The sequence below is a fragment of the Micromonospora sp. NPDC049230 genome (assembly GCF_040647875.1).
Classification (GTDB): Bacteria; Actinomycetota; Actinomycetes; order Mycobacteriales; family Micromonosporaceae; genus Micromonospora.
Window position 1 is genome coordinate 94,130 of sequence record NZ_JBEZCZ010000017.1, and the last position, 18,768, is coordinate 112,897.

16 protein-coding genes, 2 tRNA genes and 1 pseudogene are annotated in these 18,768 nt (G+C 69.2%); 15 read left to right on the forward strand and 4 right to left on the reverse strand.

All coding sequences use genetic code 11. The features are described from left to right. Window positions 1-183: 183 nt before the first annotated feature. On the forward strand, window positions 184-1,713 hold the full coding sequence (locus tag AB0A95_RS16845; RefSeq protein ID WP_357556635.1) for a peptide deformylase: 1,530 nt from the start codon (window positions 184-186) through the stop codon (window positions 1,711-1,713). 68 nt (window positions 1,714-1,781) lie between these two features. Here AB0A95_RS16845 and AB0A95_RS16850 read toward each other — a convergent pair whose 3' ends face one another. Next, window positions 1,782-2,897, reverse strand: a complete 1,116-nt coding sequence (locus tag AB0A95_RS16850; protein ID WP_357556636.1) for a globin domain-containing protein — start codon at window positions 2,895-2,897, stop codon at window positions 1,782-1,784. Window positions 2,898-3,041: 144 nt separating this feature from the next. Between AB0A95_RS16850 and AB0A95_RS16855 the strand changes: the two genes are divergently transcribed. Further along, window positions 3,042-3,812, forward strand: coding sequence for a CPBP family intramembrane glutamic endopeptidase (locus tag AB0A95_RS16855; protein ID WP_357556637.1), 771 nt, complete (start codon window positions 3,042-3,044; stop codon window positions 3,810-3,812). A gap of 4 nt (window positions 3,813-3,816) precedes the next feature. Here AB0A95_RS16855 and AB0A95_RS16860 read toward each other — a convergent pair whose 3' ends face one another. Then, on the reverse strand, window positions 3,817-5,439 hold the full coding sequence (locus tag AB0A95_RS16860) for a hypothetical protein (RefSeq protein WP_357556638.1): 1,623 nt from the start codon (window positions 5,437-5,439) through the stop codon (window positions 3,817-3,819). Window positions 5,440-5,584: 145 nt separating this feature from the next. Between AB0A95_RS16860 and AB0A95_RS16865 the strand changes: the two genes are divergently transcribed. From AB0A95_RS16865 to AB0A95_RS16885, 5 genes are all read left to right on the forward strand, one after another. Then, window positions 5,585-5,675 (forward strand) — tRNA-Ser (locus AB0A95_RS16865). Between the two features lie 39 nt (window positions 5,676-5,714). After that, window positions 5,715-5,787 (forward strand) — tRNA-Arg (locus AB0A95_RS16870). A gap of 642 nt (window positions 5,788-6,429) precedes the next feature. Continuing rightward, complete coding sequence (locus AB0A95_RS16875) at window positions 6,430-6,825, forward strand: hypothetical protein (protein ID WP_357556675.1); 396 nt, start codon at window positions 6,430-6,432, stop codon at window positions 6,823-6,825. Beyond that, window positions 6,806-8,002: a caspase family protein gene (locus AB0A95_RS16880; protein ID WP_357556639.1), complete on the forward strand. Its 1,197-nt coding sequence runs from the start codon at window positions 6,806-6,808 to the stop codon at window positions 8,000-8,002. The genes AB0A95_RS16875 and AB0A95_RS16880 overlap by 20 nt, the downstream gene beginning before the upstream one ends. Before the next feature lie 35 nt (window positions 8,003-8,037). Beyond that, window positions 8,038-8,925: a transporter substrate-binding domain-containing protein gene (locus AB0A95_RS16885; protein WP_357556640.1), complete on the forward strand. Its 888-nt coding sequence runs from the start codon at window positions 8,038-8,040 to the stop codon at window positions 8,923-8,925. 93 nt (window positions 8,926-9,018) lie between these two features. On the opposite strand, the pseudogene AB0A95_RS16890 reads toward AB0A95_RS16885, so the two are convergent. Continuing rightward, window positions 9,019-9,132, reverse strand: a pseudogene (locus AB0A95_RS16890) (dihydrofolate reductase); the annotation flags it as partial. Between the two features lie 97 nt (window positions 9,133-9,229). On the opposite strand from AB0A95_RS16890, the gene AB0A95_RS16895 reads away from it, so the two are divergent. The 5 genes from AB0A95_RS16895 (at window position 9,230) to AB0A95_RS16915 (ending at window position 15,906) form a co-directional block, all read left to right on the forward strand. Next, window positions 9,230-10,162 carry a GNAT family N-acetyltransferase gene (locus AB0A95_RS16895; protein WP_357556641.1) on the forward strand — a complete coding sequence of 311 codons (933 nt, stop codon included), beginning with the start codon at window positions 9,230-9,232 and terminating at the stop codon, window positions 10,160-10,162. Window positions 10,163-10,537: 375 nt separating this feature from the next. Continuing rightward, complete coding sequence (locus AB0A95_RS16900) at window positions 10,538-11,803, forward strand: alpha/beta fold hydrolase (RefSeq protein ID WP_357556642.1); 1,266 nt, start codon at window positions 10,538-10,540, stop codon at window positions 11,801-11,803. A gap of 231 nt (window positions 11,804-12,034) precedes the next feature. Then, on the forward strand, window positions 12,035-13,057 hold the full coding sequence (locus AB0A95_RS16905; RefSeq protein WP_357556676.1) for a pectinesterase family protein: 1,023 nt from the start codon (window positions 12,035-12,037) through the stop codon (window positions 13,055-13,057). Continuing rightward, on the forward strand, window positions 13,054-14,601 hold the full coding sequence (locus AB0A95_RS16910) for a cellulose binding domain-containing protein (RefSeq protein ID WP_357556643.1): 1,548 nt from the start codon (window positions 13,054-13,056) through the stop codon (window positions 14,599-14,601). Before AB0A95_RS16905 ends, AB0A95_RS16910 begins: the two co-directional genes overlap by 4 nt. Window positions 14,602-14,637: 36 nt before the next feature. Beyond that, a complete protein-coding gene (locus AB0A95_RS16915) occupies window positions 14,638-15,906 on the forward strand; it encodes a cellulose binding domain-containing protein (protein ID WP_357556644.1) in 1,269 nt (422 codons plus the stop codon). 53 nt (window positions 15,907-15,959) lie between these two features. Here the strand turns inward: AB0A95_RS16915 and AB0A95_RS16920 are convergent, their stop codons facing one another. After that, complete coding sequence (locus AB0A95_RS16920; RefSeq protein WP_357556645.1) at window positions 15,960-16,589, reverse strand: TetR/AcrR family transcriptional regulator; 630 nt, start codon at window positions 16,587-16,589, stop codon at window positions 15,960-15,962. A 60-nt stretch (window positions 16,590-16,649) separates the two neighbouring features. Between AB0A95_RS16920 and AB0A95_RS16925 the strand changes: the two genes are divergently transcribed. The 3 genes from AB0A95_RS16925 to AB0A95_RS16935 are packed head-to-tail and all read left to right on the forward strand — an operon-like array spanning window position 16,650 to window position 18,765. Beyond that, entirely contained in the window at window positions 16,650-16,952 is a 303-nt protein-coding gene (locus AB0A95_RS16925; RefSeq protein ID WP_357556646.1) for a hypothetical protein, read from the forward strand. After that, on the forward strand, window positions 16,949-17,944 hold the full coding sequence (locus AB0A95_RS16930; protein ID WP_357556647.1) for an ATP-binding cassette domain-containing protein: 996 nt from the start codon (window positions 16,949-16,951) through the stop codon (window positions 17,942-17,944). Before AB0A95_RS16925 ends, AB0A95_RS16930 begins: the two co-directional genes overlap by 4 nt. Next, window positions 17,941-18,765: an ABC transporter permease gene (locus AB0A95_RS16935; RefSeq protein ID WP_357556648.1), complete on the forward strand. Its 825-nt coding sequence runs from the start codon at window positions 17,941-17,943 to the stop codon at window positions 18,763-18,765. The genes AB0A95_RS16930 and AB0A95_RS16935 overlap by 4 nt, the downstream gene beginning before the upstream one ends. The last annotated feature ends 3 nt before the right edge of the window (window positions 18,766-18,768 follow it).

The following is an 18,768-nucleotide window of genomic DNA, read 5'->3' on the forward strand; positions in this document are numbered from 1 at the left end:
GCAGATGGCCCCACGTCCGACGGGGGTAGCGCTTCGCGTACTACCCGGAGTCGGCCCTGGGAAACGGAACCGCACGATCGATGGTCATCGGTGAATTGTCAAGCGGTGTGTCGAAAACATGCCAGATGCGTGTGCGCTCACGCACAGAACGTGAAACTTAATGCCCCGGCCGCGAGGAAGCTGATGACGACCTCACCCCTCGAACGGGCTGCCGAATCCTTCGCGGCCGAGCTCGCCCGCCAACGGACCGGGCGTGGGCTGTCCAAGAAACAACTGGCAGTTCTCATGGGGTTCGACCCGTCCTACGTGAGCCACGTCGAAGGGCGCCGGCACCGTCCGACCGAGGACTTCGCCCGCCGCGCCGAGGCCGTCCTGGAAGCCAACGGCGCGATCTGGCAGCGCTTCCGGGAGTACGACGACCTGCGGCACGCCCGCAGCGGTCAGCCGCACCGCGAGTCGCACCAGCCCGGCCAGTGGCTGCCGCCCGGCACCGGCCTCGTCGTGGAACGGGAACTCGCCACCCTCACCCACACCGACGCCGGCTACCGGTGCGTCATCCACCGTGAGCTGTACAACGCGGGGACCGAGCCGGTCACCCGTTACCTGGTCCGGGTCGCCGTCGACCGCTTCCCCAACGATCCCGGCCGCTCCAACCGACACCACCGGGAGCACCAGCTCACGTTCGCCGAGCTGCAACTACAGGCCCATCGAGACGACGGCAGCGGCGACCCGGAGCCGATGCACTGGCGAGCCAAGCACGACCGGGACGCGTTCAAGGAGATCTGGCTGCTCTTCGAGAACGGCGAACGGCGCTTCCCGCTCTATCCGGGCGACCGGGCCACCATCGAGTACGCGTACAGCGTCGGGCACGAGAAGTGGGGGCCCTGGTTCCAGCGGGCCGTCCGGCTACCCACCCGACACCTCGCCGTACGCCTGGACCTGCCCACCGCGCTCGACCCGCAGGTCTGGGGCGAGGAGACCTCGCTCTCCGCGGAGGAAGGCCCGCTGCGGACGGCACCGCAACGGCACGACGAGGGTGACCGGGCGATCTACGAATGGCAGACCGACGACCCGCCGCTGAACGCCCGCTACCGGATGCAGTGGCGCTTCCGTGCCCGTCCGGACACCGAACCAGACCCCGGCCCCGGCGGTGTCCGGGTGCGGCCCAGCGACCGGATGCGCGGCCTCGGCATCGTCCAGCGCGGCGCCGACCTGCTCCGCCAGCCCGCCCGCCCGTTCGACCTGCCAGCGGAGGAGCAGGTCGCGCGGGACGTCGTCGACCGGCTCACCACGGCCCTGGCCCGGCTCGACGAGCTGCACCCGTTCAACAAGGGGGTGGGCGTCGCCGCCCCACAGTTCGGCATCGGTCGGGCCGCGGCAGTCGTGCGGCCCCCGGACCGGTCGGCCGAGCCGGTCGTGCTGCTCAACCCCCGGGTGGTCGACGCCGCCACGGACACCGACGAGCAGTACGAGGGTTGCCTGTCCTTCTTCGATCACCGAGGTCTGGTGCCCCGGCCGCTGCGCCTGGACGTGGAGCACGCCCAGTGGGACGGCAGCCGGATCATCACGTCGTTCGAGTTCGGCATGGCTCGGCTCGTCGCTCACGAGATCGACCACCTGGAGGGCCGGCTCTACGTCGACCGGATGGCACCCGGCGTGCCGCTGGTGCCGGTCGAGGAATACCGCGAGACCGGGCACCCCTGGCGCTACTGACCAGGAAGGGACCGGGGCGCGTGCCCCAGGGGGCGGGGGCACGCGCCCCGGTGTGGGGGGAGGAACGTCTAGAGGTCACCAAAGGTGTCGTAGCGGATGTGCGGCGGCGGCACCTCGTCCGCGGCGAGCACCCGCAGGGTGGACCGGACCATCCGGGCCGAGCCGGAGACGTAGCAGTCGTGCGTGGTCCACGGGCCGTACCGGGCCACCACATCCGGGATGTCGCCCAGCTCACCGTCGAAGTCCGGGTCCTCGCTGCACGCCGCGGTGACCGACAACCACGGGTGTGCGGCGACCAACTCCCGCAACCCGGCCAGGCCGTACAGGTCGGCTGCCTGTCGCGCACCGTAGAAGACGTGCACCCAGCGGGCGCGGTTGCAGGTGGCCAACTCCTCCACCAGCGCCTTGATCGGTGCCAGGCCGACCCCGCCGGCCACACAGAGGATGTCCCGTTCCGAGGTGCGGTCCAGGGTCATCGACCCCATCGGCGCCGCCAGGCGGAGCAGGTCACCCGGCCGCACCCGACGCACCAGCGCGCCGGACACCCAACCGGCCCCCGGCGACCGCACGTGGAACTCCAGCACGTTGTCGTCGTTCGGGGCGTTCGCCACCGAGTAGTTCCGCCACTCCCTGGGATGGTGGCGTGGCACCTCCAGGCTGACGTACTGCCCGGCCTTCCAACGCAGTGGATGCTGCAACGCCCGGCAGGTCAGCACGGCGGTGTCCGGGCCGTACCGCTTGTGGGTCAGCACCTCCGCGTGCCAGAACGGCGGGCCGTCGTCGTCTGTCGCCCCGGCCACCATCAACGCGGCGACCGCACCGTACGCCTCCCGCCACGCCTGGTCGTACTCCAGGTTCCAGCCGTCTCCGGCGATGCTGCGCAGCGCGTCCAGCAGCGCGACGCCCATCGTCGCGTAGTGCCGCTCGTCGACGTGGTACTTCCGGTGGTCGCGGCCCAACGCCCGGAGGAACTCGTCGAAGCTCTCCGGGTCGTCGACCGAGTGGATCGCCGTGATGATCGCTTCCAGGAGCCGGTCGCCCTGGCCGCTCATCTGCACCGGAAAGAGGTGCCGCAGGGCCGGGTCGAGCAGGAACACCCGGGCGTAGAAGTGGGCGCTCAACCGAGCCCGATCGTCCTCGACCAAGGTCCAGCTCTCCTTCAGCAACCGTGCGAGGTTGTCCACGGGCGCTCCTCCTCCAGTCGGCAGCGGATCGGGCACCGACAGAATCTCCACGGAGCGTGTCGACCGGTCGCACAGAATGTGCGATCGGCTCATGCTGGCCGGTCAGTCGTGTCACAGGTACCCGTCGTCGGGCAGAGTGGTGCGGTGACAGTTGCGCTGACCCGCCCGGTGTCCCGCCGCCTGCTGGGCACCGAAACACTGCTGGTCCTCGGCCTGTCCCTCGGCCAGTCGGCGGTCTACGCGCTGGTCTCGATCATCGCGAAGTTGACCGCCGAGGGTCCGCTCTCCAAACAGACCGCCTCGCTGAACACCTCAGCGTCGCCCCGGCCCTGGCTGGACCTCACGTACCAACTGCTCGGCATCGTGTTCGCGCTGCTTCCGGTGCTGCTCGCCGTACACCTGCTCAGCCGTGACCCCGGCGACCCGGCGCGGACCCTCGGCGTGGACGCCCGGCGGCCCGGCCAGGATCTGGCCCGCGGCGCCGGCCTGGCGGCGCTGATCGGCCTGCCCGGGCTGGCGCTGTTCTTCGTCGCGGCCCAGCTCGGCCTCAACGCCACGCTGGTGCCGGCCGCGCTGCCGCCGGTCTGGTGGGCGATCCCGGTGCTGATCCTCGCCGCCGTGCAGAACGCCGTGCTGGAGGAGGTGATAGTGGTCGGCTACCTGGTCACCCGGCTGCGCCAACTCCAGTGGCGGCTCGCCGCGATCATCGCGGCCAGCGCGCTGCTGCGCGGCTCGTACCACCTCTACCAGGGCTTCGGCGCGTTCGTCGGCAACGCGGTGATGGGCGTGATCTTCAGCCTCTTCTACCTGCGCACCCGGCGGGTGCTGCCGCTGATCATCGCGCACACCCTGCTCGACGTCGTCGCCTTCGTCGGCTACGCGTCGCTGCCCCGGGAGTGGTTCGACTGGCTCTGACCGGTCAGCGCGGCCGGTAGACCGCCACCGTCCGGGCCGCGAGCCGGTCGGCCGCCGCCGCGTCACCGAGCGCCGCCGCGAGCACCGCCGCGCCGGGCAACAGCCGGGCCACCAGCCGCAACGCCACCCAGCCACCGGCCTGCGCGGTGAGCGGCGCGGCCAACCGCCAGGCCGCCTCCGCAGCCCGCGGCCAGGCCCCCTCGACCGGATCGCCCGCCGTCTGCGCCGCGGCCAGGGCCTCCCGTGCGCTGCCCGCGTCCGGATGCACCTGGGTCAGCACCAGCAGCTCGACGGCCCGATCGGGATGCGCGGGATCCTTGCCGTACACCGCAGCCAGGTGCAACACCAGGTTCGCCTGCGTCCACGACACCGAGGCCAACTCGGCGAGCGGCGCGAAGAACCCGGCCAGCGCCGCGGTCGCCCCACCCGCACCCGCCGCCCGCACATACCGCCGGGTCACCAGCCGGGCCAGACCGTCCGCCGGAGCGTCCGGATACCTGTCGCGCACCCGCGCGGCCCAGTCGGCCGCGCCGGGCCCGAGCGACCGCACCGCCGCCAGCGCCAACAGCTCCGGCGCGAAGCCCGGATGATCGAGCACGCGGGCGGCGACCGCCCGCAACTCCGATTCCGGGGTACGCCCCGGCACCGGGTCACCGACCAGCGCTGGGATGGCCGCGGTCGGTGTTGCTGGGGTGGTTTCGGTGGGTGGGGCGCTCTGGGGTGGGGTCGCCGTGGTCTGTGGCGTTGAGGTGGTCTCCGAGGCTGGGGCGCTTCGGGGCGGGGTCGCGGCGCGTCTGGCCGTCGAGGCAGTGTGACTGGCCGGGGTGGCGGCCTGTGTGGCCGGGTTGGTCGCCTCCTCGGTTGGGGCGGCTGTCTTGGTCGGCGCGGCCCGCTTGGTCGGGGTGGCTTTCTTGGCCGGGGCGGCGCTCTTGGTCGGCGCGGCTTTCTTTGCGGCGCTCTTGGTTGGCGTGGCGCTCTTGGTCGGCGCGGCTGTCTTGGGCGGCGCGGCCCGCCTGGTCGGGGCGGTCGTCGCGCTGGACGGGGTCGTGGGTTGCTCGGTCGGGGTTGGCGCTTGCCCGGTCGGGCCGTCCGTCGTGCCGGCGACTGCGGGGCCGGCCGGGGCCGTGGCGGTCGACGTCGCGGTCTTCCGGGCGCTGGCCTTACGAGGGGTGGCGCGGGCCGTCGGCGTGCGGGCCGGCGGTGCGGTGGATGGTTGCCGGCCGCCTGCCGGTGGGCTGGCCTGTTCGGCGGCAGGGGTCGTTTCCGGTGTGCCGGCCTGGTCGGTGGCGGGCGGGGCTTGCCCGGTCGGGCCGGCCTGGTCGGTGGCGGGCGGGGCCTGGTCGGGCGGGCCGGCCTGATCGGTGGTCGGCGGGGCGCTCGGCGAGGGCGACAAGCGGTCCGGCTGCCGAGGTAGCGGGCGGTCCGGCTCCGGTGGCTGGAAGAGCACCGCCGGGGCGGACTTGGCCCGTCGAGGGCGCGGGCTCGCCGGAGCGGGCGCCGGTGGTGCCGCTGCCTTCTCGGGTTGTTCGGCGGCGGTCGGCGGTGTGAAGGTGGGCCGCGGGGAGCGCCGACGCGCCCGTTCAGCAGGCTCTCGACGGGTCGACTCGCTCGGCGGCTGCTCCTGCATATCGATGGAGCGTAGTCCCGATCACGCCGCCGCACAGCGCCGAAACACGGGGGCGGGCGGCTGCGGTGGGCGTACCCCGGAAGTCGTTTTGCTCCCAGTGGGGGGCGACCTGTATTCTCGGGCGCGGTGGTCTGCGGATCACCGGGGAGACTTCGCCTAGTCTGGTCTATGGCGCCGCACTGCTAATGCGGTTGGGGTCTTAAAGCCCCTCCCGGGTTCGAATCCCGGAGTCTCCGCGCGAAAGCCGGGTGTGTAGACTGGCTGAGCACGAGCGAGCGCCCGTAGCTCAATGGATAGAGCATCTGACTACGGATCAGAAGGTTAGGGGTTCGAGTCCCTTCGGGCGCACAAGATCAAAAGAGCCTGACCTGCGGAGACGCGGGCCAGGCTCTTTTGCTTGCTGTCCCTTGTGGACGCCTGACTGCTCGGTGACTGCTCACGGTTGCATCAGCTTGTTCGCCTCGCCTCGCCTCGCCTCAGCGCGGCATTTCGCGCACCGTGCGGCTAGGGGCTGTTCTCCGAGTGCTGACACGTCAACCGGACATAACCCTGGAGGGCCGAGGCCCTGCGGCCACCCAATGACGCGCTTGGCGGGTGACGCCTCGCGGTGCCGTCCGCCATGCGCTGGAAGATCTGCGTCTCCCACTGGTGACGAGCATCCTGGGAGGCCGTCCGCGATGGCATCGCGGCCAATCTACTCAACCGGTACGCCGCTCCGCTTGGCTGAGCGCGTCTCCCTGCGGGAGAGTCACGTCCACCAAGGTCACCATAATGCAACAGGTTTGGCACGGCGTACCGGACGTCAGCGTGTCGATCATTGTGCGAGATCCGGAACAACAGCTTCCCCCGCCTTTGGCAATGATTGAAATATGACTGCGATGTGTGCCGACACGGGCTGGGTTAAGAAGGTAGCCTCCTCCAGCACGCGTCCCCTGACGGAGTGGCGCAGCCCACCGCCGAGTCGAACGGGAAGTTGGCAACGTGGACTTGATGATCACGGCAACAGACGAGGCCGCCTCGGACGAAACGAGCGCCCTCTGGGCATGGCTGGAGCGGGAAGAAGATCTCCGGGCGCAGATGAAGCTCCGTCCCGGCGACATTCCGTCCGAAACGATGGGAGCGGAATATTTCATCGTCGCCTCGCTTGCTGCTGCCTCGGTCCTGGCCAAGTCCATCTGTGAGTACCTGGCAGTGCGCGATAACCGCCGCGGTTCGGACATCGTCCTGAAGATCACCACCAGATCCGGCGGATCGCAGGAGGTCAAGGTCAATCGGACCACCGATGCAGTTGAGTTGACGAAGCTCTTCCTGCGTGCGGAGACCAGCTCCAGTCCGACGAAGCAGATTCGCTCGGCGGAGGAAGACGATGCGCCTGCCGGTTCCTGAGAAGTCACAACTGGTCCTGATCGGCACCTCCCAATTCCAGGGCGAATTCGCCGATCATCCGTTGAGCGCCGTTCGGAACAACATACATGACCTGGCGAGTGTGCTGACCGATGCCAACTATGGCGGCTTTCTTCCCAGCCGGTGCACCAAGATTTTTGGTGAGGATGCCACCGGTCCGGACGATATCCTCACGCGGCTCCATGCGGCGGCTCAAGACGCGACGGACGTTCTGCTCGTATACCTCTCCTCCCACGCGGTGCGTGGCGACGCGGTGGGCAACGAACTGTTCATCGCTCTGCCCAAGACCGACCGGAACCACCCGGCATGGCGATATTGGTCACTGGCCTTCGACGACATCCGCCGCATCGTGCGGCAGAGTCCGGCTCCGCTGCGCATCGTGGTCATCGATACGTGTTACGCGGGCCTGGCCGCGCCCGAGGCGATGGGGGCGGAGCATCTGGAGATCTTCGGCACCGCCACCCTGGCGGCCGTCGGACCGAACCATCGGGCCGTGGCACCCAAAGGTGGTCGTCACACCGCCTTCACCGGCGCCTTGATCAGGCTGTTGAACCGCGGGGTCGACGGCACCGGTCCACTGCTGTCAATCTCTGATATCTTTCCCCATCTTGAGCGCGAGCTGGCATCGAGTGCGATGCCGAGGCCGTCGTTGCACCGGTCGGAGAACATCGACGGGCTGGCGCTGGTGTCCAATCGCGCCCATGAGTCCCACCGGATGCCCCCGGCACTGACGACTCTGACCGAGCATGCTGACACCCCCACCCGGCTGACCGCCCTGAACGATTTGGCGACCTCGTACGCCGCCGCGAACCCGGTGGTGCAAAGCCTGATCAGAGAGGCGGTTGCCGCACTCCGCCACGACGACAGCAAGATGATCGCTGCGCGCGCAGAGGCGCTCCTCGTCGAGATCAACGTGGGCGAGGTCTCCGCCAACTACCCGAGACGGTTTCTGGCTCAGCTGACCTACGCATGGTGGATCGCCGCGGGTGTCGTCGCGGCGGCGGGCTGCGTCCTCGTGCTGTGGTGGCTCGACTGGTACCTGCTGTACGCGGCTGTCGCGGCCGTACCCGTCGCGGTGATCGGATATCTGGGAGCAGTGGCTTCGTCCGCGCTTTTTCCCGCGGCCCTACCGGAGACGGACCTGGAAGGTCGACCGTGAAGCGAGCCCTTCTCCGCAAGCTGGGACCACTGGCAGTGTCACTCGTGCTCAGCGCCGGTGCGATAGCCACGGTCAACAAATACGAAGCATTCTTCTATCTGCGTGGCGATGTGTCGGTCGGGATCAACGGTATTCTGCCCGGCTGGAGCAACTGCCCCGGTTTCTGCTCGGCGAGCGACGCCACCGGCTTCGACGTGCGGTTGGTAAACTTCCTGGCCGAAAAATACCACTTCTCCCCGGTCTTCAAGCCCTTGACCCCGGACCAGCGGGAGCGGGCGCTGGTGGACGGGGAGGTCGATCTGGTGGTCGCCAACTTCTCCATGGACGGGATCAGTTCGGTCGATCCGACCAAGAAGCGTCGCGAGGTGGTGAACTTCGCCGGGCCGTATTTCCTCGACCAATCGGGCGTCATGTACTCCGAGGTCAAACTCAACCAGTATTACAAGGACGATCCGACGTTCGCACGCGAACATCCGAACGCCTTTCCCTCTGACCGGATCTGCTTGAGCAAGGGCACGACAGCACCGGATTACATGCGGGGCCAGGGCCGAGTCCTGGACCAGTCGGATTGTTTCGACAGGTTCGGAAAGAGCGACGACCCCATCCTCGGCGCCATCACCGACGAAACGATCCTGCGGGCCTACTCGAAAGCCAAGTACCCGGACATGGCGGCCGGCCCCGTGTTCTGGGAGCACCAGAGCTCGCCGATCCACGATGAGAAATACGGTGTCGGCACGCGCAAGGATGACTCACGACTGTGTCACCTGCTCGCTCAAGGCATCGAGGAGTTCCTGAGCGACCCGGACAATGCCGGGCCGGACCGGAGTCGTTGGCAGGTGGCGTATGACGCCGACCTGGCCGCCAGTGACGAGAACCTGCCCAAGCACCGACCCGGCGGGGTCGACTCCTCCTACTGCGATTGACGCGGATCCGACCCGTCGCCAACGTCTATGCACAGAACACCTAGCCGGAGATCAGGGCCTCGAAGCCGGTCGAGCGCCGTTGTCAGTCGAGGCGTGCGGGACGAGCCACCCGCCACGGTCGAAGCCGCCGGAGCGGTCCTCGTCGGGATTTCCGGGTCCTTGCACGACGCCGTCGAGACTGACGAAGATATTGACGCTGAGTAGCACTTCCGCTCAGGGCTCCGCCCCGAGCCCCGGCCCTCCTCAGAGATCCGCTTGAGTCCGCAGGGACCTGGGCCAGAGGCACTGGAGCTAGCCTCTGCACGTGATCTCCTACCGCGCCATCGCCCCCGCGGACCTCGACCGCGTGACCCCGTGGATCGTGACCGAGCCCGTTGGGTGGATCCCCGCCGACCGTTACCGGGCCGAACTGGCCGAGGACATGTACCGGCCGGAATGGACATGGATCGCCGAGCACGACGGCCAGGTCGTGGGACGGGCATTGTGGTGGGGGCCGAAGGGCAGCCCGCATCCGGTCGCGCTCGACTGCCTCGACGTGGATCCAGCCGTGGGCGACCGCGTCGCCGTCGCCGCCGAGCTGATCAGGGCCGCGCTGGCCGGGTTCCCGAAGCCGGTGCAGTACAGGATCAAGGTCACCGGTGGCTGGCGTGACGACCCGGCCACCTTGGCGGCCGTCAGGTGGCGGCGGGCGGCGGCGGATGCGGCGGGCCTCACCCGCGAGGTGGAGCGGTTGCAGTTCGAGTGGGCACCCGCCGACGGGGTGCCCCCAGCGGCCGGCAGGCTGCGGTTCACCGAAGCCTCCGACGAGGATTTCCTCGGGTTGTTCAGGAGAATCGCCGAGGGCAGCCTGGATGCCCAGACCCGTGCGACCCTGGCCCTCAAGGGTGTGGACGCGGCCGCGCAGGAAGAAATGGACTTCTATCTCGCGGCGCCGGGCAAGCGGGAGTGGTGGCGGATCGCCTACACGCGCGAGGGCGAGGTGGCGGGCATGGCGATTCCCTCCGCGACCCCGTACAACGTGAACGTCGGCTATCTCGGGGTGGTGCCGGAGTTCCGCGGGCGCGGCTACGTGGACGAGGTGCTCGCCGAGATCACCCGCCTGCACGCGACCAACGGGGAGTCGCGCATCACCGCCACCACCGACATGGGCAATGCGCCTATGGCGGCCGCTTTCGGTCGCGCCGGATACCGCAACACGGGAGTCCGGATCAACTTTTCCAACGACGTCCAGCCCTAGGTCTGTGTCAGAGCCCCTGGCCGGCCCGCGGCGGGGCGAGCGGAGCCGGGCGAGCCCGGACCGATCCAGCTACCGAGCGAGCGGCGACCAGGGGCGCGCGGAGCGGCGCCGAAGAGCCACGTTGCGGTGGGGGGACCTGCGCCCTAGCGTGTACAACATAGATTAACGCGAATCGATTCTCGGGGGGCGTGAATGCGCGCGATAGCCGCTGTCGTTGTCGCTTGTCTGGCCATGACCGTCGCCCCAGCCCGAGCGGCCAGCGGGGCGACCCTCTCGTGGCGGGCCTGCCCAGGTGTCGATGACACGCGCCTGCGCTGCGCCACCGTCCAGGTGCCGCTCGACAATGCGCGGCCAGCCGGCCCAACGATCGACATCATGATCTCTCGCCTCCCCGCGACCGACCCGGCGCTTCGCCGCGGTGTGCTGATGACCACGGGCGGCGGGCCGGGTGGTGCCGGTGTCCCCGAGCCGCTGAACCTCGCCGCCATCGTCGATCCCGCGGTGCGCGCCCGGTACGACATCGTCGGGTTCGACATGCGCTTCGTCGAACGCAGTACTCCGATCACCTGTGGCCAGCCGGAGGAGGAGCCGGGCGGCTACTGGGTGCGCACCGCGACATACCAATCCCTGAAGGACACCGCCGCCGAAGCTCGCGAGTACGCCCGCGCCTGCGCCCGGCACGCCGGCTGGGCGCTGCCGTTCGCCACTACCGCACAGGCCGCCCGCGACATGGACGTCATCCGGGCAAGCCTGGGCGAGCGGAAGCTGTCCTTCCTCGGGGGCTCGTACGCGGCGATGCTCGGCGTCGCGTACGGCACACTCTTCCCGCACCGGGTGGACCGGTTCGTGCTGGACAGCCCGGTCAACTACGACCTCGCCTGGCGTCCCTACGAGTTGAACCGGATCCCGGCCTTCGAGGAGAACTACGCCGCTTTCACCGCGTACCTCGCCGAGAACAGCGCGGCGTTCGGGCTCGGCGCGACACCGCCCGAGGTCGCGGAAACCCTGAGACAGGCTTTCGCCGAGGCGGCGATCGAGCCGATCGTGGCCGGAGATCACGCCTGGACCACCGGCGAGCTTGGCTCCCTGACGGTCATCGCGACGTACTTCGAGCATCTGTGGCCGGTGGTCGCGACCAACCTGGCCGCCATCCTCGCCCGCACGCCGCCGCCGATCCCACTCGACCCGCGACCGGCCGCCCTGCCCGGGACCCCGGGCGTGCCGGCGGACAACCACACAGCGGTCAACATGGCCTTCCGCTGCGGCGACAACGCGTGGCCGCGCGACCTGGCGACCTACCGCCACGACCTGGCCCGCCTCGGCGCCCGCTATCCCGTCTTCGGCCCGTCGATGGCCAACATCAATCCTTGCGCCTTCTGGTCGGTCAGTCAGGACAACACCCCGCCGCTTGCCAGCAACCGGGCGCCGGCGGCGCTCGTCGTCGCCGCGCGGCGCGATGCCTCGGTGCCGCCGGCCAACTCGATCGCGACGGCCCGGTCCATCACCGGCTCCCGGCTGGTCACCGTGGACAAGCAGACACACGTGCCTCTGCTCAGTGGTCAGGCCAACGCCTGCCTGACCGGCATGGTCACCGCGTACCTGGTGCACGGGCACCTGCCGAGGCAGAACACCGCCTGCTAGGCCGCGTGCCGGAGGCGGGTGCGCTGGTGGGCACGTGGAGCCGCGCGGGTCCTCGTCCGCGTCGATCCCGGACGATCCAGGGCCTGGTCGTACCCATCTTTATATTTCCGTTTGTCGATGTTAGCGTTAACTTATGTCGTCGTCTGCCGGCCTGCGTGACCTTCGGCGGAGGGCCTGTGGGATCGGAGAACGCTTATGACCACATCCGGCAGGATTCTTCGCTTGCGCTCGGTGGCGGCGGTGACGGTGTGCGCGCTCGCCGCCGCAGTTCCGATGGCCTCTCCCGCGTCCGCGGCCACGACCATCACCGTGGCCGCCGACGGCAGCGGCAACTACACGACAGTGCAGGCGGCGATCGACAGTGTCGCGGCGAACAACGGCGTTCCGGTCACCATCACCATCAAACCCGGCACCTACCGGGGTGTGGTCACCATTCCCGCCAACAAGCCCCACCTCACGTTGGCCGGCGCCGGCGGCTCCGCCGCCCAGGTGGTGATCGTCGAAGGGCACGCCTCCGGCCAGACCAAGCCCGGTGGCGGTACGTACGGCACGTCCGGCAGCGCCTCGGTCTTCGTCAACGCCAACGACACCACGATCAAGAATCTGACCATGTCGAACGACTTCAACGAGGCCGCGAACAACCTCGACGCCGAGCAGGCCGTCGCCGTGCACACCTCCGGCGACCGGGTGCAGTTCGACAACGTCCGCATTCTCGGCAACCAGGACACCCTGCTGGTCAACGCACCAAGTGTCAGTACGGTCCGGCGTCTCTACGTTCGAAACTCCTACGTGGAGGGCGACGTCGACTTCATCTTCGGCCGGGGCACCATGGTCTTCCAGAACGGCACGGTGCACTCGCTCACCCGGGGCTCGTCGTCGAACAACGGCTACCTCACCGCCGCGTCCACCGACATCAACAACAAGTTCGGCTTCCTGTTCTGGGGCACCACGCTGACCAGCAACGCTCCCGCCAGGACCGTCTATCTGGGCCGGCCCTGGCACCCGAGCGGCGACGTCAACGCCCGCGGGCAGGTCCTCTACCGGGGCGTCACGATGGGCGCACACATCCGCACCGATCCCTGGACCGACATGTCCGGCTTCTCGTGGAGGACCGCCCGGTTCGCCGAGTACGGCAGCACCGGGGCCGGCGCCGGCATCAACGCCAACCGGCCCCAGATGAGCGCCTCCACCGCCACCCAGTACACACCCACCGCCTATCTGGCCGGCAACGACGGCTGGAACCCGATCCGATGACGAAGATTCGCTCCCTCGAACATGGTCATCGTCTGGTGCGTCCGCGCACCCGACTCGCGGCACTCGTGAACACGCTGGCCAAGACGCGTACCGCGGCGCTCATCGCCGTCGCGGCCGGGGTGCTCGCCGCAGGTCTGCCAGTCCTCAGCGCCCAGGCCGCGGTCGGTGACGGCACGCCGACCGACTCGAACATCAGCTTCGTCGGCCGGTGGAACAAGACGAACACCTCGGCGTACGTGCCCTACTGGGCCGGCGCGTACCTGCGGGTCGGATTCACCGGCAAGACGGTGAAACTCAGGCAGCGCAACACCATCCAGCTGTGGGCCAGCATCGACGGCAGGGCGTTCACGTCCTTCACCGGCTCCGGCACGATCAACCTGACGCCGACCGCCCTGGCCGCCGGCAACCACACGTTGATCGTCAGCTACCGGCAGGTGGCCGGCTCCTACACCGGCGACGCGGTCTTCCAGGGGCTGATCCTCGACTCGGGCGCGAGAACGTTCCAGCCGCCGGCCCGCCCCAAACTTGTCGAGTTCGTCGGTGACTCGATCACCGCAGGCGCCACGAGCAGTCAGCTTGCCGTGACCGACTACGGCTTCAAGGTCGGTGAGAGGCTCGGCTACGACCACACCCAGATCGCGATCGGTGGCATGTGCCTGGCCGAGACGACAGATGGATGCTGGGCGCAGTCGACACGCTACTGGATGTCGTCCGGTGGCCAGGTCGGCACCGACCAGTGGGACTTCTCCCGCTACGCGGCCGACGGCGTGGTTGTCAACCTGGGCACCAACGACAAGAGCCACGGCGTGAGCGCCGCGGCCTTCCAGTCGACGTACACCACCTTCCTCACGAGGATCCGGGCCAGGTTTCCGAACGCCAAGCTCTTCGCCATGCGGACGTTCATCGGTCGCTATGCGGCGGAGACGGAGGCGGCGGTGCGGGCGCGTAACGCCGCGGGTGACGCGGGAGTGTTCTACGTGGACACCACCGGCTGGCTGCCGTCCGGCGGTCTGAGCGACTCGGTGCACCCGAACGACGCCGGCCACCAGGCCATCACCGACCGGCTGGCCCCGGTCCTCGGCGCAGCGCTGACCACGACCCCGTCCCCCACGCCCGCGCCGACGAGTCCCGCGCCGACCAGTCCCGCGCCGACGAGTCCCGCGCCGACCAGTCCCGCGCCGACGAGTGCCGCGCCGACAACGCCCGCGCCGACCAGTCCCGCGGGCGGAGACTGCGCGGTCAGCTACCGCAAGACCGGTGACTGGGGTACGGGTGCCCAATTCGACGTGACGCTCAGCAACACCTCCACCGTCCCGGTCAACGGTTGGACGCTGACCTGGTCCCTGCCGGGCGGCCAGCGGATCACGCAGTCCTGGAATTCCACAGTCACCCAGTCCGGCGCCGCGGCCACGGCGGTGAACGCCTCCTGGAACGCGGTGATCCCGGCCGCCGGTTCGGCAAGCTTCGGATTCGTCACCGACAGCCCGCTCGTCGGAGCGACGGGTTTCGCCCTCAACGGCTCCCCGTGCACCGCCACCACGTGATGGCGAGCGTCTCCGATCAAGGCAAGGAGTGACCCGATGAAGGTTCGCCGATCGCGTCTCGTGGTCCTTGTGGCAACGGTCCTGACCGTCGTGGCCGGCGGGCTCGGCTTCGCCACCGCCCAGGCCGCCAGCCCGGCGTGTGCCGTCGACTACCGGGTCACCAGCCAGTGGACCGGCGGGTTCGGAGCCGATGTCGTCGTCACGAACCTCGGCGACGCGGTGACCAGTTGGGCCGTGGGTTGGAGCCTCGCCCCCGGGCAGGGCGTGGGCCAGGCGTGGAACGCCGCCGTCACGGTCACCGGCACGGCGGTGACCGCCACCAACGTGAGTTACAACGGTGCCCTCGGCTCTGGCGCCTCGGTCAACTTCGGCTTCACCGGCTCGTGGAGCGGCGGCAACCCGGTGCCGTCGTCGTTCTCGTTCAACGGCGTCACGTGCGCCGGTCCACCGGCACCGACGCCCACGCCATCGCCGACGTCGACGCAAACACCGACGTCGCCACCAACGCCGACGTCAACACCAACGCCGACGGCAACGCCGTGCCCCAGCCCGAGCACGCCACCGGTGACGCCCTCCGACTCACCGGCACCCGCGCCGGTCAAGGTGTGGATGGCCGGCGATTCCACGATGATGAACGCCAGCTCCTGTCCGATCGGCTGGGGCAGCCAGTTCGCGTCCTACCTCACGTCGAACGTCACAGTGCAGAACAGCGCCGTCGGCGGTCGCAGCATCCAGACGTGGCTGTACGAGGGCAATGTGACATCCACCAAGAACTCGGCCGGCGAGTGCACGCTCAGCTCGACTGCCTACAGCGCACGGTGGGCGGCGATGCTGAACACCAGCAGCGGTTTCAAGGCCGGTGACTATCTGATCATCCAGTTCGGCATCAACGACGGCGACTCGGCCTGCCCGCGACACGTCGGCACCAACCGCTTCAAGGAACTGCTCGGCGTCATGGCGACGGCTGCCAAGGCCAGAGGCGTGAAGCCGATCTTCGTCACCCCGGTCGCGGCGATCACCTGCAGCGGCAGCACCGCCGTCGGCAATCGCGGTTTCGTCGCCGAGACGACGGCTGCGGCCGCCGCCAACGGCGTACCGGTCATCGACCTGCACGCGAAGAGCGTCGCGCTCTACAACACGCTCAGGCTGTGCCCGAACAACGGCAACTACTCGACGGGGGCGGTCGGTGCGTTCTTCTGCAACGACCACACCCACTTCGAGGCCGCCGGCGCCAGACAGATCGCCGGCCTGATCGCCACCGCGCTCAGGGCGCAGAACATCCCGCTCGCCGCTCACCTGAGGTGACAGCCACCCCGGCTGGATAAGGGCTCTCCTCCAGTCCGGCAGGCGACCCCGCGCTAACGGCACAGCTGAACGTGCAGGGTGTCGTATACCCACTGCTCCCAGCGGTCTGGAGTCCAGCCTCGGTCGCGGATGAACAGCAGGTACAGCTGCGGGCTCAGCAGGCCGTAGAGCAGGTCGGCGGCGTGTTCGACGGTCAGGTCCGCCTTGGCGCCGGGCTTGGCGATGAGGCTGCGCGCGGCTGCGGTTTGGACTTCGAGGCGCGGATCGGTGTCCTGCTGCCACATCCCGGCCAGGCTTGGGTCCTGTGCTCCGGCGGCGCGCAGTACATCCATGATCGGTGCCACCCGCTGAAGCACCTCGCAGGTGCCGCCCACGTGTGCCCGCAGCTGCGCCTCGGCGGTGTCAGCCGCCAGGGCGGCTCGGAACCAGGCCCGCTGCATCGTGGGAATCGGCTCGTCGTCACCGGCGATGGTGACGTCAACCAGCTCCTTGAGCAGCGACGGCTTGTTGCCGAACGCGAAGTAGATGGTCTGCACGGCGACACCGGCCCGCTCCGCGATTCCCTGGAGTGTGGTGGCGCCGTAGCCCTGATCGACGAACAGCTCGTACGCAGCCCGCAGGATGCGCCGCCGAGTCTGCCGCGACTTCTCGCCCTTCTTGCCGGTGCTCTTGACCAGTGGCATGAGTGCACTGTAACACTAGAGTGAAGCTCTAGAAATGAACTCTATAGAAGGGGAACAGTAATGTCTCTCATCCGGACCACTCGGTTCACCGCCGATGCCGCGGACGCCGACCTCGTGCTGGAACGGCGCGGCCAGCTCATCGCGGCGATCAGAGCGCAGTACGGCGGCCCGACCGAGACCAGGCTGATCCGCGTCGACGAGCGGACCTGGGTGGACATGTGGCGGTGGGAGTCGCCGGAAATCCTGAGCGCGGCCCTGGCCGGGGCGCCGCACCTGCCAGAGGCCGCCGTCGCCTTCGCCGTCGCCTGCGATGTCACAGCGGAACAGGGCGAGCTGGTCGCCGAGGACGGCTGGATCCGATGACCCGTTCCAGCCACCTCGCCGTCGAAGCCAGCGGCCTGGTCAAGACGTTCGGGGCCACGCGCGCTGTCGACGGCATCGACCTGAACATCCCCGCCGGCACGGTGCATGCGGTACTGGGGCCCAACGGCGCTGGCAAGACGACAACCATCCGGATGCTGGCAACACTGCTGCGCCCGGACGAGGGCACCGCCCAGGTGTTCGGCCACGACGTGGTCCGCCAGGCCGCCGCCGTACGGGACCGGATCAGTCTGACCGGACAGTACGCCTCGCTCGACGACGGCCTCACCGCCCGCGAGAACCTTGTCCTGCTCAGCCGGCTGCACGGTTACTCCCGGGCGGTCGCGGCGAACCGGGCCGAGGAGTCGCTGGCCGCGTTCGCCCTGACCGAGCCGGCTGACCGGCTGGTCAAGACGTACTCGGGCGGCATGCGGCGTCGGCTGGACGTCGCCGCCGGCCTCATCAGCACGCCCGACCTGCTGTTCCTGGACGAGCCCACCACCGGGCTGGACCCACGCAGCCGCAACGGGGTGTGGGCCATGATCCGTGGCATCGTCGCCGAAGGTGCCACAGTTCTGTTGACCACCCAGTACCTCGACGAGGCGGACCGGCTCGCCGACGGCATCGCCGTCATCGACCACGGCAGGCTCATCGCCCAGGGCACCAGCGGCCAACTCAAGGCCGCGGTCGGTGGCGGCACGCTTCGGGTACGGCTGGCCGCACCTGCCGTCCGGCCGGCCGCCGAACAGGTGCTGGCACGGACGTTCGGTGACTGCGTAGCGCTGGACACCGACCCGGTCGCCCTGACCGCGCCACTCCCGGAAGCGGGCCCTGCGAGCGTGGAGTCCGCAGCGCAGGCGCTGGTCGAACTGTCCCGGGCGCAGATCGAGGTCACCGAGTTCGCCCTCGGCCAGCCGAGCCTCGACGAGGTGTTCCTCGCGATCACCGGCAGGGCGGCCACCGTGGACATCACGCCGACGGGAGATCCCGGATGAGCGCGCTCGACACCGTCACCGAGGCCCGCTTGTCCGGTGCGGTGCTCACCCGCACGCGGCCGGCCCGGCCCGGCACAGTGACCGCCAGTCTGGCGTTCGGCCGCCGTGCCCTGCTCAAGATCAGGCGTACCCCCGTCCAGATCTTCGACATCGCCGTCCACCCGGTCGTGTTCACAGTGATGTTCACCTACCTGTTCGGCGGTGCCGTGGGCGGATCGACCGGCGAGTACGCCGGTCACCTGGTCCCCGGAATCCTCGTGATGACACTGTTGGTGACCACCGGCACCACCGGCGCCGCGCTGAGCATCGACCTCGCCAGCGGCGCGTTCGACAGGTACCGCACGCTGTCGATCCGGCCCGCCGCCCCGCTCATCGGCGCGATGCTCGGCGACGCCGTGCGATACGCGCTGGCCTCCGCTGTGGTGATCGGGCTCGGCCTCGCGCTCGGGTTCCGGCCGGACGGCAACGCCCTCGGCGTGACCGCCGCGGTGCTCCTGGTCGTCCTCTTCAGCATCAGCCTGTCCTGGCTCTGGACCACGCTGGCGTTGGTCATGAGATCGCCCGGCGCTGTGCTCGGCCTGACCCAGGCGCTGCTGTACCCGCTGTCGCTGTTCAGCAACATCTTTGTCGACCCGGCCACCCTGCCCGGATGGCTGCGAGCGTTCGTCGACGTCAACCCGGTCACCCACCTGGTGACCGCCACCCGGGACCTCATGTCCGGCGGTACGCCCGGCGGCCAGGTCGCCTGGCTCCTGCTCGCCTGTACCGCGCTGACGACGATCTTCGGGCCGCTGTCGGTGCGCCTGCTGCACACCAGATAACGA

Excerpts from the sequence above, each read along its gene's own strand:
- AB0A95_RS16845 (WP_357556635.1), top strand. The coding sequence starts at position 184 with ATGACGACCTCACCCCTCGAACGGGCTGCCGAATCCTTCGCGGCCGAG.
- AB0A95_RS16860 (WP_357556638.1), bottom strand. The coding sequence starts at position 5,439 with ATGCAGGAGCAGCCGCCGAGCGAGTCGACCCGTCGAGAGCCTGCTGAA.
- AB0A95_RS16875 (WP_357556675.1), top strand. The coding sequence starts at position 6,430 with ATGATCACGGCAACAGACGAGGCCGCCTCGGACGAAACGAGCGCCCTC.
- AB0A95_RS16880 (WP_357556639.1), top strand. The coding sequence starts at position 6,806 with ATGCGCCTGCCGGTTCCTGAGAAGTCACAACTGGTCCTGATCGGCACC.
- AB0A95_RS16900 (WP_357556642.1), top strand. The coding sequence starts at position 10,538 with ATGATCTCTCGCCTCCCCGCGACCGACCCGGCGCTTCGCCGCGGTGTG.
- AB0A95_RS16910 (WP_357556643.1), top strand. The coding sequence starts at position 13,054 with ATGACGAAGATTCGCTCCCTCGAACATGGTCATCGTCTGGTGCGTCCG.
- AB0A95_RS16915 (WP_357556644.1), top strand. The coding sequence starts at position 14,638 with ATGAAGGTTCGCCGATCGCGTCTCGTGGTCCTTGTGGCAACGGTCCTG.
- AB0A95_RS16920 (WP_357556645.1), bottom strand. The coding sequence starts at position 16,589 with ATGCCACTGGTCAAGAGCACCGGCAAGAAGGGCGAGAAGTCGCGGCAG.
- AB0A95_RS16925 (WP_357556646.1), top strand. The coding sequence starts at position 16,650 with ATGTCTCTCATCCGGACCACTCGGTTCACCGCCGATGCCGCGGACGCC.
- AB0A95_RS16930 (WP_357556647.1), top strand. The coding sequence starts at position 16,949 with ATGACCCGTTCCAGCCACCTCGCCGTCGAAGCCAGCGGCCTGGTCAAG.
- AB0A95_RS16935 (WP_357556648.1), top strand. The coding sequence starts at position 17,941 with ATGAGCGCGCTCGACACCGTCACCGAGGCCCGCTTGTCCGGTGCGGTG.